This window comes from Kosakonia oryziphila (genome assembly GCF_900094795.1).
GTDB lineage: Bacteria > Pseudomonadota > Gammaproteobacteria > Enterobacterales > Enterobacteriaceae > Kosakonia > Kosakonia oryziphila.
The window spans coordinates 1-17,268 of the sequence record NZ_FMBC01000019.1 but is presented as its reverse complement, the minus strand read 5'-3'; the positions used below and the strand labels follow the sequence as shown (position 1 = coordinate 17,268).

General features: G+C 52.6%; 18 protein-coding genes, 2 tRNA genes and 1 rRNA gene. 6 read left to right on the top strand and 15 right to left on the bottom strand.

The window, feature by feature from the left end; translation table 11 throughout:
- Positions 1 to 15: 15 nt before the first annotated feature.
- Complete coding sequence (rep, locus tag GA0061070_RS10815) at positions 16 to 2,037, bottom strand: DNA helicase Rep (RefSeq protein WP_090136026.1); 2,022 nt, start codon at positions 2,035 to 2,037, stop codon at positions 16 to 18.
- Between the two features lie 111 nt (positions 2,038 to 2,148).
- On the opposite strand from rep, the gene ppiC reads away from it, so the two are divergent.
- Positions 2,149 to 2,430 (top strand): peptidylprolyl isomerase PpiC, encoded by a 282-nt coding sequence (gene ppiC / locus GA0061070_RS10810; protein WP_090136024.1) that lies wholly within the window; start codon positions 2,149 to 2,151, stop codon positions 2,428 to 2,430.
- 42 nt (positions 2,431 to 2,472) lie between these two features.
- Here the strand turns inward: ppiC and GA0061070_RS10805 are convergent, their stop codons facing one another.
- Positions 2,473 to 2,850, bottom strand: coding sequence for a DUF1360 domain-containing protein (locus GA0061070_RS10805; protein ID WP_090136022.1), 378 nt, complete (start codon positions 2,848 to 2,850; stop codon positions 2,473 to 2,475).
- Entirely contained in the window at positions 2,828 to 3,286 is a 459-nt protein-coding gene (locus tag GA0061070_RS10800) for an Rrf2 family transcriptional regulator (protein ID WP_090136020.1), read from the bottom strand. The genes GA0061070_RS10805 and GA0061070_RS10800 overlap by 23 nt, the downstream gene beginning before the upstream one ends.
- Positions 3,287 to 3,464: 178 nt before the next feature.
- On the opposite strand from GA0061070_RS10800, the gene GA0061070_RS25965 reads away from it, so the two are divergent.
- Together GA0061070_RS25965 and GA0061070_RS10790 are read left to right on the top strand one after the other, a co-directional pair.
- The gene (locus GA0061070_RS25965) at positions 3,465 to 3,755 is read left to right on the top strand and encodes a class I SAM-dependent methyltransferase (RefSeq protein ID WP_090136018.1); all 291 of its coding nucleotides are present in this window, start codon (positions 3,465 to 3,467) and stop codon (positions 3,753 to 3,755) included.
- Positions 3,756 to 3,790: 35 nt separating this feature from the next.
- The gene (locus GA0061070_RS10790; RefSeq protein WP_090136016.1) at positions 3,791 to 4,090 is read left to right on the top strand and encodes a hypothetical protein; all 300 of its coding nucleotides are present in this window, start codon (positions 3,791 to 3,793) and stop codon (positions 4,088 to 4,090) included.
- 168 nt (positions 4,091 to 4,258) lie between these two features.
- Here the strand turns inward: GA0061070_RS10790 and ilvC are convergent, their stop codons facing one another.
- Positions 4,259 to 5,734, bottom strand: coding sequence for a ketol-acid reductoisomerase (ilvC, locus tag GA0061070_RS10785; RefSeq protein WP_090136015.1), 1,476 nt, complete (start codon positions 5,732 to 5,734; stop codon positions 4,259 to 4,261).
- A gap of 156 nt (positions 5,735 to 5,890) precedes the next feature.
- On the opposite strand from ilvC, the gene ilvY reads away from it, so the two are divergent.
- Complete coding sequence (ilvY, locus tag GA0061070_RS10780) at positions 5,891 to 6,781, top strand: HTH-type transcriptional activator IlvY (protein WP_090136013.1); 891 nt, start codon at positions 5,891 to 5,893, stop codon at positions 6,779 to 6,781.
- Here ilvY and ilvA read toward each other — a convergent pair.
- The 7 genes from ilvA to ilvL form a co-directional block, all read right to left on the bottom strand.
- On the bottom strand, positions 6,778 to 8,322 hold the full coding sequence (ilvA, locus tag GA0061070_RS10775; RefSeq protein WP_090136137.1) for a threonine ammonia-lyase, biosynthetic: 1,545 nt from the start codon (positions 8,320 to 8,322) through the stop codon (positions 6,778 to 6,780). The genes ilvY and ilvA overlap by 4 nt on opposite strands.
- Before the next feature lie 2 nt (positions 8,323 to 8,324).
- Positions 8,325 to 10,175: a dihydroxy-acid dehydratase gene (ilvD, locus tag GA0061070_RS10770; RefSeq protein ID WP_090136011.1), complete on the bottom strand. Its 1,851-nt coding sequence runs from the start codon at positions 10,173 to 10,175 to the stop codon at positions 8,325 to 8,327.
- Positions 10,176 to 10,362: 187 nt separating this feature from the next.
- Entirely contained in the window at positions 10,363 to 11,292 is a 930-nt protein-coding gene (ilvE, locus tag GA0061070_RS10765; protein WP_090136009.1) for a branched-chain-amino-acid transaminase, read from the bottom strand.
- Between the two features lie 20 nt (positions 11,293 to 11,312).
- Positions 11,313 to 11,582, bottom strand: a complete 270-nt coding sequence (gene ilvM / locus GA0061070_RS10760; RefSeq protein ID WP_007369196.1) for an acetolactate synthase 2 small subunit — start codon at positions 11,580 to 11,582, stop codon at positions 11,313 to 11,315.
- Positions 11,579 to 13,225, bottom strand: coding sequence for an acetolactate synthase 2 catalytic subunit (ilvG, locus tag GA0061070_RS10755; RefSeq protein ID WP_090136007.1), 1,647 nt, complete (start codon positions 13,223 to 13,225; stop codon positions 11,579 to 11,581). Before ilvG ends, ilvM begins: the two co-directional genes overlap by 4 nt.
- A 2-nt stretch (positions 13,226 to 13,227) precedes the next feature.
- Positions 13,228 to 13,278 (bottom strand): peptide IlvX, encoded by a 51-nt coding sequence (gene ilvX / locus GA0061070_RS25960; RefSeq protein ID WP_202626166.1) that lies wholly within the window; start codon positions 13,276 to 13,278, stop codon positions 13,228 to 13,230.
- A gap of 86 nt (positions 13,279 to 13,364) precedes the next feature.
- Positions 13,365 to 13,463, bottom strand: coding sequence for an ilv operon leader peptide (ilvL, locus tag GA0061070_RS10750; RefSeq protein ID WP_015966468.1), 99 nt, complete (start codon positions 13,461 to 13,463; stop codon positions 13,365 to 13,367).
- A gap of 318 nt (positions 13,464 to 13,781) precedes the next feature.
- Between ilvL and GA0061070_RS10745 the strand changes: the two genes are divergently transcribed.
- Entirely contained in the window at positions 13,782 to 15,302 is a 1,521-nt protein-coding gene (locus tag GA0061070_RS10745; RefSeq protein WP_090136005.1) for a YifB family Mg chelatase-like AAA ATPase, read from the top strand.
- Positions 15,303 to 15,326: 24 nt separating this feature from the next.
- Here GA0061070_RS10745 and GA0061070_RS10740 read toward each other — a convergent pair whose 3' ends face one another.
- Positions 15,327 to 15,665 carry a MaoP family protein gene (locus GA0061070_RS10740; RefSeq protein ID WP_090136003.1) on the bottom strand — a complete coding sequence of 113 codons (339 nt, stop codon included), beginning with the start codon at positions 15,663 to 15,665 and terminating at the stop codon, positions 15,327 to 15,329.
- A gap of 106 nt (positions 15,666 to 15,771) precedes the next feature.
- Between GA0061070_RS10740 and hdfR the strand changes: the two genes are divergently transcribed.
- Positions 15,772 to 16,605 carry an HTH-type transcriptional regulator HdfR gene (gene hdfR / locus GA0061070_RS10735; protein ID WP_167353566.1) on the top strand — a complete coding sequence of 278 codons (834 nt, stop codon included), beginning with the start codon at positions 15,772 to 15,774 and terminating at the stop codon, positions 16,603 to 16,605.
- A gap of 92 nt (positions 16,606 to 16,697) precedes the next feature.
- On the opposite strand, the gene GA0061070_RS10730 is transcribed toward hdfR, so the two are convergent.
- The 3 genes from GA0061070_RS10730 to rrf all read right to left on the bottom strand — a co-directional run bounded on the left by GA0061070_RS10730 (position 16,698) and on the right by rrf (position 17,030).
- A tRNA-Trp gene (locus GA0061070_RS10730) sits at positions 16,698 to 16,773 on the bottom strand.
- A gap of 8 nt (positions 16,774 to 16,781) precedes the next feature.
- Positions 16,782 to 16,858: transfer RNA gene (locus tag GA0061070_RS10725), tRNA-Asp, on the bottom strand.
- A gap of 56 nt (positions 16,859 to 16,914) precedes the next feature.
- Positions 16,915 to 17,030 (bottom strand): 5S ribosomal RNA (gene rrf / locus GA0061070_RS10720).
- Positions 17,031 to 17,268 lie beyond the last annotated feature (238 nt).

Sequence of the window (17,268 nt, the reverse complement as noted above, 5' to 3'; positions counted from 1 at the left end):
TTGACCGGGCCTTTTTTACTTCTCTTTCGCCTTCGCCAGCATGGCACGAATATTTGCTACGTTGGCCTGGCCTTTGTGCATCCTCTCTTCAGCACTCACTACTTTGCGCTCCTGCTCCCAGTTCAGATCATCCTGCGGTAATTCCAGCAGGAAACGGCTGGGCTCAGGGCGCACCAGTTCGCCATACTGACGGCGCTCCTTACAGAGAGTGAAAATCAGCTCTTTCTGCGCCCGGGTGATGCCCACATAGGCAAGACGGCGCTCTTCATCGACGTTATCCTCATCGATGCTGCTCTGATGCGGCAGTAATCCCTCTTCCATACCAACCAGGAAGACATACGGAAATTCCAGCCCTTTGGAGGCATGCAGCGTCATTAGCTGCACCTGGTCAGATTCGTCATCGCCCTCGCCGCGCTCCATCATATCGCGCAGGGTAAAACGCGTGACCACTTCCGCCAGCGTCATTGGCTCATCCAGTTCGTTTCCTTCCAGCATTTCTGTCATCCATCCGAACAGCGTGTTGACGTTTTTCATCCGCATCTCGGCGGCCTTAGGACTGGGCGAAGTTTCAAACAGCCAGGATTCATAGTCGATGCCGTGGATCAAATCGCGCACTGCAGCAATCGGCTCGCGCTCAGACAACTGCTGCACATCGCCAAGCCACTGCGTAAAGCGTGTCAACGATTCATAGCCCCGCCCAGTGAGCGTCTGATTCAGGCCAACATCAAAGCTGGCGGCAAAAAGGCCTTTGTTGCGCAGCATCGCCCACTCCCCCAACTTTTGCAGGGTAGCTGAGCCAATCTCACGCTTCGGTGTATTCACAATCCGCAAAAACGCACTGTCGTCTTCCGTATTGGTCAGCACGCGCAAGTAAGCCAGCAGGTCTTTGATTTCCGGACGCGAGAAAAACGACGTACCGCCCGAGATCTTGTACGGGATGCGGTTCTGCATCAGGAATTTTTCAAACACCCTCGACTGATGATTACCGCGATAGAGAATCGCATAATCTTTGTACTGGGTTTTGTTGACGAAGTGATGGGCGATCAGCTCTCCGGTAACACGTTCGGCTTCATGTTCTTCGTGATTCGCGCTAAGGATCTTCAGTTCCGGCCCGTAGCCCAGCTCTGAAAAAAGACGCTTTTCAAATACGTGCGGGTTGTTGGCGATCAGAATGTTTGCCGCCTTCAGAATACGCCCGGATGAGCGGTAGTTTTGCTCCAGCTTAATCACCTGCAATGCCGGAAAATCCTGACTCAGCAGTACCAAGTTTTGCGGGCGCGCGCCGCGCCAGGAGTAGATCGACTGATCGTCATCCCCCACCACTGTAAAGCGCGCGCGCTGCCCCACCAGCAATTTTACCAGCTCGTACTGGCTGGTGTTGGTATCCTGATATTCATCCACCAACAGATAGCGAATCTTGTTTTGCCAGCGTTCGCGCACCTCTTCATTACGCTGCAATAACAGTGTCGGTAGCAAAATCAAATCGTCGAAATCGAGCACATTGCACGATTTCATATGACTATCGTACAGGCCATAGCAGTGAGCAAAAATACGATCGCGCTCGCCCTTTGCCTGTGCGGCAACCTGCGACGGCGTCAGCAGATCGTTTTTCCAGTTCGAGATCGTGGAGATCAACTGCTGCAACACCGCTTTGTCATCGTCGATCAGCCCTTCGGTCAGATCTTTCAGCAGCGCGGCCTGATCGGTATCATCAAACAGCGAAAAGTTGGATTTCATCCCCAGCGCGGCGAATTCGCGCTTAATAATCGTTAACCCCAGCGTGTGAAAGGTGGAGATCATCAAACCGCGCGCCTCTTTGCGCCCCAGCGTCTGCGCTACACGCTCTTTCATTTCGCGCGCCGCTTTGTTGGTGAAAGTTACCGCCGCGATATGTTTTGCCTGATAGCCGCAGCTGCGGATCAGATGAGCGATTTTGTTGGTGATCACGCGTGTTTTACCGGATCCCGCGCCCGCAAGCACCAGGCAGGGTCCGGTGACGAATTCGACAGCTTGTTGTTGGCCTGGATTTAAACGCATGGAGGTATTGCTCAATCTTCGCACGGGGGAAGGATTGTAGCAGAAAGCCTGCCAGAGATTTACCCGCCAATGGTAAAGTGTGGAGGCTTCTCTCAACTACGGAACGTGAACATGGCGAAGACAGCAGCAGCGCTGCATATTCTGGTGAAAACCGAAAAACTGGCGCAGGAAATTATGGCTAAGCTGGAGAAAGGCTCGAGTTTCGGCCATCTGGCAAAGCGCTATTCCACCTGCCCTTCAGCACGTAACGGCGGCGATCTGGGCGAATTCAAGCAAGGCGTGATGGTAGGGCCTTTTGATAAGGCCGTATTCAGTTGCCCGTTATTGCAACCTTTCGGTCCGGTTAAAACCAAGTTTGGCTATCACATCATCAAAGTGCTGTACCGGAAATAGTTCGGCTATAAAGCCTCTCTGTGCATGAGAGGCTATCTTGTTTTATTTAGGAGATTGCAGCGTTTTTTGCGCTTCGAATTTCATCACATGTGTACTGACAGCAGCCTGGAATACTTTAAACATCAGGCCATTAATCAACGTCGTCAGGGTAATGGTGATAAATGCCGTCATCACCCAGTCAATCAGAGCAAAACCGCTTTGCAGTAACGCCGGACGATAAACCAGCATCCCGCCAAATACCACCCAATGACTCAAGCAATAAAAGCACTGGAAAAGGTGCCCCATCATTGCGTTCTTTTTGGTTGCCCATTCACGAAATGCGGCAAACAGTTCTGTTTGCGTTACCGTCATTGATATACTGCTGGCTGCCAGTGCGATCATCAGGCAGGTCGTCAGATCAGTCATTAATGTGGAAATCATTATTATGCCCTTTTTCATTGAAGTAACTGATGAATTCGGCTCCCACATCCTGCAACGTTAGGTTTTTAAAGCGCTCCAGAATCAGCGACTGCGCATCAGCTAACGTGGATGACATCACCCGGTTAACACCTTGTTCAACTAGGCACTGGGGATTCTCGCTACGATTTCCCAGGGCAAACAGCGCCGGGGAACCTAAAGCGATATAGATATCGTGGAGAGTGACATCACTGGCGGGGCGACAAAGCCGCCAGCCGCCATGATGCCCTTTTGTCGCATACACGATCTGGCTTTCCCGAAGCCCGGCAAGAAGCTTACGAATAAATGCCGGGTTGCCGTCAATATAAGCAGCCATCTGTTCCGATGTCATCGATTTATCCGCCTGCTCCATATGAAGCAGGATGTGTAGTGTTGCTGAGAATGAGTTGTTTATTTTCATGTAACTTACGATATTACATAAAGTGGATTTCAACAATCACTGCACGGTAAAAAACATAGCGATAGCAATCAACTCATTGATTTTAATTAAATTTAAAATTTTATTATAAAATATTGACGTAATGACATCTTATGTTACTTTGTTTATTACATGAAATTCATCACCCTGCGAGGCGTCAATGCACAACCTTGATCAAACACCTGTCGAGTTCTGGGAGAGCCACTACGACGCAATGTCACCACACTCAAACGGTATTCCCGGAAAGATGCTGGTACGGTTTGTCGATAGCCTTGCGCCCGCCAGTGCCCTGGAATTAGGCTGTGGGCGCGGGGATGATGCGATCTGGCTGGCCAAAAAGGGATGGCAGGTTACGGCTGTTGATTTATCTTACAGGGCGCTGGAGTATGCTGCAGCAAACGCACAGAGATCTGGGTCAGCAAGCAGATCGTCTTTGCCCAATACGATCTGACACAGTCTTTTCCAACAGGGAGTTACGATCTGATTGTGGCATCGTTTCTCGAATCGCCGCTGACGTTCGATCGCTTTACGATTTTCCGCACTGCGCTCACTCATGTTGCACCTGGCGGAATGCTGCTCATTACCTCACACGCGAAGCCACCGTCATGGTCTCCACAGGCTGACAGACCGTTCCAGTCGGCCAAAAAAGCGATAGTTGTGCTGGAACCGCTCTCTACAGACTGGGAAATTATCTTCTGTGATGATGTTGCGAGGCTAATGCACGGTCCGCAGGGGCAAGAAGGGGAGGTATCGGATTCGGTGATTGCCCTGCGCCGCAAAAAATAAACCCGGCAACGCGGACGCTTACCGGGTTTGTATTCTGAAACGCATTTCTCTAAGAACTTCGGGTTGCTGGAGGGTGGCAAGTAAGTACATCCCCAGGAGCATAGAATAACTATGAGGCCTGGGTGCACTATAAAGCCAACGCATCAGTGGGCCGAAAGGCGATGGAAATCAGCCAGCGACCGCGATACGTTTCATATCTGTCATGTAGCCACGCAGTTTCTGGCCCACTTTTTCAATCGCATGGCCGCGAATCGCTTCGTTCACATCACGCAGCTGCGCGTTATCAACCGCGCCTTCCGCAATCGCTTTGCCCAGATCGCCGGTTTGCAGCGTGGTCATAAACTCTTTCAGCAGTGGTACGCAAGCGTAAGAGAACAGATAGTTGCCGTACTCTGCGGTATCGGAAATTACCACATTCATCTCATACAGACGCTTACGCGCGATGGTGTTGGCAATCAGCGGCAGTTCGTGCAGCGATTCATAGTAAGCAGACTCTTCGATAATACCGGACGCCACCATGGTTTCGAACGCCAGTTCAACGCCCGCTTTAACCATCGCGATCATCAGCACGCCTTTATCAAAGTACTCTTGCTCGCTGATTTTGCCTTCAAACTGCGGTGCGGTTTCGAATGCGGTTTTACCGGTCTCTTCACGCCAGGTCAGCAGTTTTTTATCATCGTTGGCCCAGTCAGCCATCATGCCGGAAGAGAATTCACCAGAGATGATGTCATCCATATGTTTCTGGAACAACGGCGCCATGATGCCTTTCAGTTGTTCGGACAACGCGTAAGCACGCAGTTTCGCCGGGTTAGACAGACGATCCATCATCAGTGTGATCCCGCCCTGCTTCAGGGCTTCGGTCACGGTTTCCCAGCCAAACTGGATCAGTTTTTCAGCATAAGCCGGATCAGTACCTTCGGCCACCAGCTTGTCGAAGCACAGCAGAGAACCGGCCTGTAACATACCGCAGAGAATGGTCTGCTCGCCCATCAGGTCAGATTTCACTTCCGCTACGAAAGAGGACTCCAGAACACCTGCGCGATGGCCGCCTGTTGCCGCAGCCCACGCTTTGGCAATCGCCATGCCTTCACCTTTCGGATCGTTTTCCGGGTGAACAGCGATAAGCGTCGGTACGCCAAAGCCGCGTTTGTACTCTTCACGCACTTCCGTACCAGGACACTTCGGTGCCACCATCACGACAGTGATGTCTTTACGGATCTGCTCGCCCACTTCGACGATGTTAAAACCGTGGGAGTAACCCAGTGCCGCGCCATCTTTCATCAGCGGCTGTACGGAGCGCACAACGTCAGAGTGCTGCTTGTCCGGCGTCAGGTTAACAACCAGATCCGCCTGCGGGATCAGTTCTTCGTAGGTACCTACTTTAAAACCGTTTTCGGTCGCTTTACGCCAGGAGGCACGTTTTTCTGCGATGGCTTCTTTACGCAGAGCGTAAGAGATATCCAGACCGGAGTCGCGCATGTTCAGGCCCTGGTTAAGACCCTGCGCTCCGCAGCCGACAATGACCACTTTTTTACCCTGAAGGTAGCTTGCGCCATCGGCAAATTCTTCACGCGCCATAAAGCGACATTTACCCAGCTGCGCCAACTGCTGGCGCAGGTTCAGTGTATTAAAGTAGTTAGCCATGGTAAGACCTCATGATGTTGTGTTGTCGTGCTTATTGTTCAGTTCGCTGATTCGCGAGATTGAACCCACTATATGACAGGAAATGCGTTGCTTAAATTGATATATTAACAACGTCACATTGCAATTTTTGCAATGTAAATTTGTGGAGCCTGTCTCATGGATTTACGCGATCTGAAAACCTTCCTGCATCTGGCGGAAAGCCGCCATTTTGGCCGCAGCGCACGCGCCATGCATGTCAGTCCCTCCACGCTTTCACGCCAGATTCAGCGGCTGGAAGAAGACCTTGGTCAACCGCTGTTTGTACGCGATAACCGCGCCGTCACGCTGACCGATGCGGGAGAAGAGTTACGCACCTTTGCTCAACAAACGTTATTACAGTATCAGCAACTCCGCCATTCGATAGACCAGCAAGGCCCATCACTCTCCGGCGAGCTACACCTGTTCTGTTCGGTCACCGCAGCCTACAGCCATTTACCGCCAATCCTCGACCATTTCCGTGCTGAACATCCGTCGGTGGAGATCAAACTCACAACCGGCGATGCTGCCGATGCCATGGAAAAAGTAGTTACAGGTGAAGCGGACCTGGCGATTGCCGGTAAGCCGGAAACGCTCCCCGGCGCGGTGGCGTTTTCTATGCTGGAGAATCTGGCAGTAGTGCTGATTGCACCAGCGTTGCCGTGCCCTGTGCGTAATCAGGTATCGCAAACCGAGCCTGACTGGTCGACGGTGCCATTTATCATGGCCGATCAGGGGCCGGTGCGTCGGCGTATTGAGCTGTGGTTCCGCCGCCACAAAATCAGCAACCCGGCCATTTACGCGACCGTTGGCGGGCACGAAGCAATGGTCTCCATGGTAGCGCTGGGGTGCGGCGTGGCGCTGATCCCGGAAGTGGTACTGGAAAACAGTCCGGAGCCGGTACGTAATCGCGTGATGATCCTCGAACGTAGCGATGAAAAAACACCGTTCGAGCTTGGCGTGTGCGTACAAAAAAAGCGGCTCTATGAGCCGCTTATCGATGCCTTCTGGAAAATTCTGCCGAACAACTAACCCGCCAGGAAGAAACGGAATGCCGGGTTATGTGTTTCATCGTGGCAGTCATAACCCAGTTCATTGAGTCGGGTTTCAAAATCCGGCTCGTGATCGCCCAGTTCAAACGCCGCCAGCACGCGGCCATAATCCGTGCCATGGCTACGATAGTGGAATAGCGAAATATTCCAGTACGTACCGAGCGTATGCAGGAATTTCAGCAGCGCACCCGGTGATTCTGGGAACTCGAAGCTGTACAAGCGCTCCTGCAACGGTTTCGATGGCCGTCCGCCAACCATATAGCGCACATGCAGTTTCGCCATCTCATCGTCAGAGAGATCCACCACGCTATAACCGCCGTGGTTCAGCAATGAAAGGATCTCCTGGCGCTCTTCCAGGCCGCGACTCAAACGTACGCCAACAAAAATGCAGGCATTTTTCGCATCGGCGAAACGGTAATTAAACTCGGTGACGGAACGTCCTCCCAGCAACTGGCAGAATTTCAGGAAGCTGCCCTTCTCTTCTGGAATGGTCACCGCCAGCAGCGCTTCGCGTTGCTCGCCCAGCTCACAGCGTTCAGAAACGTAACGTAAGCCGTGGAAATTGACGTTTGCGCCGGAGAGCACATGCGCCAGCCGCTCGCCGTGAATGTCGTGTTTGGCGATATATTTCTTCATCCCCGCCAGTGCCAGCGCGCCGGACGGTTCCGCGACCGCCCGCACATCTTCGAACAGATCTTTCATCGCCGCGCAAATCGCATCGCTATCGACGGTAATGATATCGTCGAGGTACTCCTGGCACAGACGGAAGGTCTCATCACCGATGCGTTTAACCGCCACGCCTTCGGCAAACAACCCAACGCGCGGCAAATCGACCGGATGCCCGGCGTCCAGCGCCGCTTTCAGACAGGCGGAATCTTCCGCTTCGACAGCGATCACTTTGATTTGCGGCATCAGTTGCTTAATCAGCACCGCTACACCCGCTGCCAGACCACCGCCACCGACCGGTACAAAGATCCGGTCGATATGCGCATCCTGCTGCAACAACTCCAGCGCCAGCGTTCCCTGCCCGGCAATCACCATCGGATGATCGAACGGCGGGACAAACGTGAACCCTTGCTGCTGCGACAGTTCAATGGCTTTGGCTTTCGCTTCATCGAAATTAGCACCATGTAGCAGTACTTCTCCGCCAAAACCGCGTACCGCATCGACTTTGATATCGGCTGTCGCCACTGGCATCACGATCAGCGATTTGATGCCGAGGCGCGTAGAAGACATCGCCACACCCTGCGCGTGATTGCCTGCGGATGCCGTGATTACACCATGCGATTTCTGCTCGGCGGTTAACCCTGCGATCATCGCATAAGCGCCACGCAGCTTGAAGCTGTGCACAGGCTGGCGATCTTCGCGTTTTACCAGAATGACGTTATCCAGACGCGAAGATAGCTTGTCCATTTTTTGCAGCGGCGTCACCTGCGCCACTTCATAAACCGGCGCGCGCAACACAGCCCTCAAATATTCCGCCCCTTCAGGGGCGGCGGAGAGGGGTTGGGATTCGGCCATCATTAACCCCCAAGTTTAGATTTATCGCGCACCGCACCCTTGTCTGCACTGGTTGCGAGACTGGCGTAAGCGCGTAACGCGAAAGAGACCTGACGTTCGCGATCCACCGGCGTCCAGGCTTTATCGCCGCGAGCTTCCTGTGCTTCACGACGCGCCGCCAACTGCTGGTCGCTAACCTGCAACTGAATACCACGGTTCGGGATATCGATAGCGATGATGTCGCCATCTTCAATCAGCCCAATATTGCCGCCGCTGGCCGCTTCCGGGGAAACGTGACCGATGGAAAGGCCGGATGTCCCACCTGAGAAGCGCCCGTCGGTGATAAGCGCGCAGGCTTTACCCAGCCCCATCGACTTCAGGAAGCTGGTTGGATACAGCATCTCCTGCATGCCCGGCCCACCTTTCGGCCCCTCATAGCGGATAACCACAACATCGCCAGCCACCACTTTACCGCCGAGAATAGCCTCAACCGCCGCATCCTGGCTTTCATATACTTTTGCCGGACCGGTGAATTTCAGATTGCTGTCATCCACGCCTGCGGTTTTCACGATGCAGCCGTTTTCAGCAAAGTTGCCGTACAGTACGGCCAGACCGCCATCTTTGCTGTATGCATGCTCCAGCGAGCGGATACAACCTGCCGCGCGATCATCATCCAGCGTATCCCAGCGGCAATCCTGTGAGAAAGCCTGCGTGGTGCGAATACCTGCCGGGCCAGCGCGGAACATAGTTTTCACCGCTTCGTCTTTGGTCAGCATGACATCGTACTGCTCAAGCGTTTGCGGCAGCGTCAGACCGAGCACGTTTTTCACGTTACGGTTTAACAGGCCTGCTCGATCCAGTTCCCCCAGAATACCCAGCACGCCACCTGCACGGTGGACATCTTCCATATGGTATTTCTGCGTACTCGGCGCGACTTTACACAGTTGCGGAACTTTGCGGGAAAGCTGATCGATATCACTCATGGTGAAATCAATTTCGGCTTCCTGCGCCGCCGCCAGCAGGTGCAGAACGGTATTGGTCGAACCGCCCATTGCGATGTCCAGCGTCATGGCGTTTTCGAATGCCGCTTTGCTGGCGATAGCGCGTGGTAGCGCCGAACCATCGTCCTGCTCGTAGTAACGTTTAGTCAGCTCAACAATGCGTTTGCCGGCATTGATAAACAACGCTTTGCGATCGGCGTGAGTAGCCAGTAACGAACCGTTGCCCGGCTGTGACAGGCCCAGCGCTTCAGTCAGGCAATTCATTGAATTGGCGGTGAACATGCCGGAACAGGAGCCACAGGTCGGGCATGCGGAACGTTCCACCTGTTCGCTCTGGCCATCAGAGACTTTCGGGTCTGCGCCTTGAATCATCGCATCAACCAGATCCAGCTTGATGATCTGGTTGGAGAGTTTGGTCTTACCGGCTTCCATCGGGCCGCCGGAGACGAAAATCACCGGAATATTGAGGCGCAGGGAAGCCATCAACATCCCAGGGGTGATTTTGTCGCAGTTGGAAATACACACCATCGCATCGGCGCAGTGGGCATTAACCATATATTCAACAGAATCAGCAATAAGCTCGCGGGAGGGCAGTGAATACAGCATGCCACCGTGGCCCATGGCGATACCGTCATCGACAGCAATGGTGTTGAACTCTTTCGCTACGCCACCTGCGGCTTCGATTTGCTCTGCAACCAGCTTACCAAGATCGCGCAGATGAACGTGCCCGGGCACGAACTGGGTAAATGAGTTCACGACAGCAATAATCGGCTTGCCGAAATCGGCGTCGGTCATCCCGGTTGCGCGCCACAGCGCGCGGGCACCCGCCATATTGCGCCCGTGAGTGGTGGTGGCGGAACGGTACTTAGGCATGCTCTTTTACTCCCGTCTGTCTTGTCGATGGGGTGGTGCGTGCCATCCCATATTTATTTGCTATACCCTAAATAATTCGGGTTGTAGGAAGGCGGCAAGCGAGCGAATCCCCAGGAGCTTACATAAGTAAGTGACTGGGGTGAACGAGTGCAGCCAACACACCTACAACCTGAAGTATGACGGGTATTTATGGATTAACTTGATCCAACCAGCCCCACTTATCTTCCGTTTCACCGGTGAAGAGGCCAAAGAATGCTTGCTGAATACGTTTGGTGACCGGACCGCAACGACCTTCACCAACCTGGATACCATCAACGCTACGAACCGGGGTGATCTCAGCAGCGGTACCGGACATGAACACTTCATCCGCCAGGTACAGCGATTCGCGGGACAGCACCTGCTCACGAACTTCAATATTCAGCTCTTTTGCCAGCTTGATAATGGCATCACGGGTGATCCCCGGCAGAGCAGAAGAGGTGAACGGCGGAGTAAACAGGATGCCGTCTTTCACTTCAAACAAGTTTTCGCCTGCACCTTCAGAGATATAACCGTTCACATCCAGTGCGATACCTTCCTGATAACCGTGACGGCGCGCTTCGCTGCCGACCAGCAGAGAGGAGAGATAGTTGCCGCCAGCTTTCGCGGCTGTCGGGATGGTATTCGGCGCAGCACGATTCCACGAAGAAACCATCGCATCGATCCCCTGATCCAGCGCTTCCGCGCCCAGGTAAGCACCCCACGGGAACGCAGCGATAATCACGTCAGTGCCGTAACCCGCAGGCGGGTTCACGCCCATACCAACATCGCCAACAAAGATCAGCGGACGGATATACGCGCTAGTCAGGTTGTTTTTGCGGATCACTCCACGGCAGGCTTCCATCAGGTCATCAATGCTCTGAGAAACCGGGAAACGGTAGATTTTGGCGGAATCATGCAGACGCTGCATATGTTCACGATGGCGGAAGACTACCGGGCCTTTGTGCGAGTCGTAGCAACGGATACCTTCGAAGACAGATGTGCCGTAGTGCAGAGCATGGGACATCACGTGAACTTTCGCGTCTTCCCAACGAACCATCTCGCCATTGAACCAAATGTAGTCTGCTTTTTTCGTCGTCATTGTTGTTCTTCCTTTTGCGCTTACGCGCGGATTTGTTGTGATTGTGATGATGTGGCGCGCTGTCGGATATCAACCCGGGCAACGTCGACAAGCTTGCTCAGTTGGCTAAACAGTAATTCGACAGGCCGCGGGCTGGCAACGGTCAATTCAATATTTATGTTCTGCGCATCGCTGGCGGTTTCCATATTCATCGCGCATACCTGAAAACCACGGTGTCGCACCACGCGCAACACGCGTTCTAACGTTTCCGGGTTGAAACGAGCCTCAACGGCGACCTGATGTTGCATCATGATAATTTCTCCAGCATTTGTGAGTTACTGGCGCCGGGCGGCACCAATGGCCAGACGTTCTCAAGTTCATCGATTGAGACATGAAGCAGGTATGGCCCTGAGCTCGAAAGCATGGTGTCGAGTGCCGCTTCAACCTGGTCTTTACGGGTGATGTGCTGGCCCGGGATGCCAAAGGCGCTGGCCAGCGTGAGGAAATCGGGGTTGTCAGTCAGAATAGTTTCGCTATAACGCTCGTTAAAGAATAACTGCTGCCATTGTCGAACCATTCCTAAACGCTGGTTGTCCAGCAATACCATCTTCAGCGGTAACTGTTTACGTTTTACGGTGCCCAGTTCCTGTACATTCATCATGAAGGAGCCGTCACCAGAGATACAGATGACCGTATCCTCCGGGCGGGCGACCTGCGCGCCAACGGCAGCGGGCAGACCAAAACCCATCGTGCCTAAGCCGCTAGAGGTGATGAAATTTTCCGGACGATCGAATTCAAGATGTTGCGCAGCCCACATCTGATGCTGCCCGACATCGGTCGTCACTACGCTGTTCGCCGGTTTACGTTCAGAGAGTTGTTTTAACAGCAGTGGCGCATAAATCGCCTCGCCAGGATGGTCATAACGCCATGCATGCTCGCGGCGTAAGTCTGCGGCGTGCTGTCGCCACGCATCAATGGACAGCACCTGTTGCAACACCGGGAGCAACGCATTCAAATCGCCCTGCAACGCGACATGCGCCTGACGCAACTTACTCATTTCCGCCGGATCGATATCCATATGAATCACTTCTGCATGTGGCGCAAAGGTATTTAGCTTGCCGGTCACACGATCGTCAAACCGCGCGCCAACAGCAACCAGCAAATCGCACTCCTGAACAGCAAAGTTCGCCGCTTTAGTACCGTGCATCCCCAGCATACCGAGGTAATAAGCATATTCTGGTGCCACTGCGCCCAGACCTTTCAGTGTACACACCACTGGCATCTGTGTTGCAGCCAGGAACTCACGCAAAGCAGGAACCGCCTGTGCCATACCAACGCCACCACCAACATACAGCATCGGTTTTTTAGCCTGCGCTAACATCTGGCGGGCCTGATCAACCTGCGCCTGCGGGAAGGAGATTACCTCATCAACGGTAGCGAAATAGGGCTCAAGATCGCCACTCGCCAGTTGGATGTCTTTCGGGATATCAACCAGAACCGGGCCAGGGCGGCCAGAACTGGCGACATGGAAGGCTTCAGCCATTACGCGCGGCAGTTCTTGCAGGGACTCAACCAGAAAGCTGTGTTTGGTACAGGCCAGCGATAAACCCAACACATCCACTTCCTGAAAAGCGTCAGTTCCTATCAATGGAGCCGCAACCTGACCCGTAATCGCCACCACCGGAACTGAATCTAACAACGCATCGGCAAGGCCAGTAATCAGATTGGTAGCGCCCGGACCGGATGTCGCAATGCATACGCCTGTCTTACCCGTTGCACGGGCATAGCCAATAGCGGCCATCGCGGCGCCCTGCTCATGCCGACACAGTAGGTGTTCCACGCCGCCGTCATACAATGCATCGTAAACCGGCATGATTGCGCCACCCGGATAGCCAAAAACCGTATCCACTTTCTGTGCCCGCAACGCATGTACTACCCACTGTGCCCCATTCATAGTCAGTTCCCCGCCGTATATCGGGAGAAACAGAATTTTGTGCTACAACTCATTCTCTGCTCCTCGCTTATATTTTTAAGTCATAAAAAAACCCCCGGACCTTTCGGTGCGGGGGTCTTAGTTCGTTAAGGCTTGTTTTCTAAGCCTTTCCTCGTCCAAGTGCAGCCCCGCACGGTGGGATAATAATCACCACCACGCTAATCACGACCAGGCTAATCACTCGTAGAAGGGCTTTCATGTTTGTTCGTTCTTGCTTCATGTTCGAAGGAATGCCTAAAGAGGTAACACAGATTTCAGACAAGACACAAGAAAAATTTATGACCGCTTTGGCATCATTGCTCACAAAATAGCAAAAACTCATTGTTTTATATAATAAAAAAGCTCATGAAAATATTTCACTGTTTTTTTAACGAAATCAATATTGCGAGCGTACTCCCGGCGCGATGAAAAGGGGATGTACTTGCAACAAATTACCGGAAACGTCCACGTAAATGCTCAATATCGATAATGAAAGGTAAAAGCGACGAACAGATAATGAACATGGCAAGGAGGAACTATGGCATTGTCAGTCATTTATACCCGAGCGGCACTTGGCGTTACTGCGCCATTGGTGACGGTCGAAGTGCATATCAGCAACGGACTTCCAGGGCTGACCATTGTCGGATTACCAGAGATGACCGTTAAAGAGGCACGCGATCGGGTACGCAGCGCGATCATCAACAGTGGTTATGTTTTTCCGGCAAAGCGGATCACGATCAATCTCGCACCGGCCGATCTTCCAAAAGAAGGCGGGCGATACGATTTACCCATCGCTATCGCGCTTCTGGCGGCCTCAGAGCAACTAACAGCACCAATGCTGAGTGACTACGAGTTCGTTGGTGAACTTGCTCTTACAGGCGCATTACGTGGAGTCTCCGGCACTATCTCTTGTGTCATGGAAGCAGTTAAAGCCAGGCGTAGCATCATCATTGCTCAGGAAAATGAAGCAGAGGCCAGTCTTGCTGAAACAGAAGATTGCCGCATAGCCACCCATTTGCAGGAGGTATGTGCTTTTCTGGAAGGAAAACACACCCTTTTAACTCCAGCGCCCTTTGAGGGCGTTCAGGAGAGGCACAGCGGGGATCTGAGCGATGTAATTGGACAGCAGCAAGGGAAACGAGCTTTAGAAATCACTGCGGCAGGCGGACATAATTTATTGTTGATAGGGCCACCAGGAACCGGAAAAACCATGCTGGCCAGTAGACTGGGGGGATTATTACCACCGCTTAATAATCAGGAAGCCCTGGAAAGTGCAGCAGTGATGAGTGTATTCAACAACAATAGCACCACTCTTCACTGGCGACGACGGCCATTCAGAACGCCTCATCACAGCGCCTCCCTGACAGCATTGGTTGGGGGAGGTTCATTACCAGAGCCCGGTGAAATTTCGCTGGCGCACAACGGTGTACTGTTTCTGGATGAACTACCTGAGTTTGAGCGACGCGTACTGGATGCTCTGCGCGAACCGATGGAGTCAGGCCAGATTCACATTTCACGAACAAGAGCAAAAATCACTTATCCTGCACGCTTTCAGTTGATTGCGGCCATGAATCCCAGCCCAACCGGGCACTATCAGGGTAACCATAATCGCAGCACGCCTGAACAGACACTGCGGTATCTGGGAAGGCTATCAGGCCCTTTTCTCGATCGGTTTGATCTCTCGCTGGAAATACCGCTGCCTGCTCCCGGCTTAATGAGCCAACCCCAGCAGAAAGGTGAATGCAGTGAGGTCGTGCGGTCACGTGTTATTCAGGCTCATGCTCGTCAGCATCAACGGCAAAAGAAGCTCAACGCCCGGCTGGAAAGCAACGAAACAAAAGAGTTCTGCTTGCTTGCAAAAGAGGATGGGGAATGGCTGGAAGAGACGCTAACACGTCTCGGTTTCTCTATACGAGCCTGGCAACGTCTGCTGAAGGTTGCAAGAACCATCGCTGATCTGGAACAACAGGATGAGATCCAGCGAGCACACCTGCAAGAAGCGCTAAGTTACCGCGCAATCGACAGGTTACTCATTCATCTGCAAAAGATGTTGACGTAAAAAAGGGGCCTTCGCCCCTTTCTCTTAATCGTCAGACTCAGTGTAATCTTCCGTGCCTTCCATCTGTGGTTTTCCACCCGACAAGGTATGAAAACGCTTCGGTCGCTTAATGCGAGCCATATACTTAAGCCAGACACGTTCTGCTTCCGTGCTGGGTTCACGTTCTCCACGGCAGACTGCGACAAACTGCGTTTCTACTTCGGTCACTGGGTCACGTTTACCAAGCTCCAGCTCGTTAAACGCGTAGCCGTGACGCTCAAGCAGTTGAGCCTCTTTGATGGTGAAATCACCGTGGCGCGAGAACCCGCGTGGATAATTTTTATTGTCGAAAAAACGATTCGTCGTCGTAAAGCTTTCCGCCATCCTGCACGCTCCTAATTCTTTGGCCGAGCTATTTATGGCGCGGAGTATTAGTTACGCTTGACAGAGTGTAAAACAAAACATTTAAATCATTACGACAAATATTTTTGTGGAGAAAACCGTGGATACGGAATTACTAAAAACTTTCCTGGAAGTAAGCAGGACTCGTCACTTCGGCCGGGCAGCAGAATCACTCTACCTGACACAGTCCGCAGTGAGTTTTCGTATTCGCCAGCTGGAGAACCAGCTTGGGGTTAATCTATTTACTCGTCACCGTAATAATATCCGTCTTACGGCGGCTGGAGAGAAGCTTCTGCCTTATGCAGAGACGCTTATGAGTACGTGGCAGGCTGCGCGGAAAGAGGTTGCACATACTTCGCGGCATCACCAATTTTCTATCGGTGCCAGCGCGTCATTATGGGAGTGTATGCTCAGCGACTGGCTAAGCAGACTCTATGAGCTACAGGGAAATCTGCAATTCGAAGCACGTATTGCACAACGTCAGTCATTAGTTAAACAGTTACATGAGCGGCAACTGGATCTTCTGATTACCACCGAAACACCGAAAATGGATGAGTTCAGCAGTCAACTATTGGGGCATTTTACACTCGCGCTCTATTCTGCTGAGCCGGGTAAAAATAAAGCGGAACTAAATTACTTGCGACTGGAGTGGGGGGCTGATTTTCAGCAGCATGAAGCGGAGTTGATCGCCAGTGACGATGTACCCACATTAACGACCAGTTCTGCGGAAGTCGCGCATCAACAATTGTCATATCTAAATGGCTGTACCTGGCTACCGGTGTCGTGGGCAGAACAAAAAGTTGGCTTACATCTGGTCGCGGATACCGCAACCCTTTCTCGCCCACTTTACGCTATTTGGCTGCAGAACAGCGATAAACAGAATCAGATCAAAGATCTTTTAAAGATCAAAGTGATTGGTTGAATTATGAGGCAAGGATGCCAGTTTGGTACCTTCTATATGAAGGTCGCTGAAAAAAGCAAAAAAAATCCTTAGCAAATGCTAAGGATTGTTTCTGGCAGGGGCGGAGGGACTCGAACCCCCAACACCCGGTTTTGGAGACCGGTGCTCTACCAATTGAACTACGCCCCTAATTAGGGTGGCGGAACGGACGGGACTCGAACCCGCGACCCCCTGCGTGACAGGCAGGTATTCTAACCGACTGAACTACCGCTCCACCGAATTTCTTTACAACCACCGGTTTGTTGCCCCGGTTTGACTTGCTAATTTGATGCCTGGCAGTTCCCTACTCTCGCATGGGGAGACCCCACACTACCATCGGCGCTACGGCGTTTCACTTCTGAGTTCGGCATGGGGTCAGGTGGGACCACCGCGCTGTTGCCGCCAGGCAAATTCTGGTGCACGAAACGAATCTTTTCCACTGAGACTGTGTTGGCTGCTCTTGCGAACTCAGTCACATACCACCGTATGCTCCTTCCTTCGCCGCGTTTGCCGCCTTGCCTCAGCGTAAAATCTTTCGTTTCCGCTAATCTGAATCAAAGCTGAATATTGCTCGTCTTCTCAAATCGCCAAAACATCTTCGGCGTTGTAAGGTTAAGCCTCACGGTTCATTAGTACCGGTTAGCT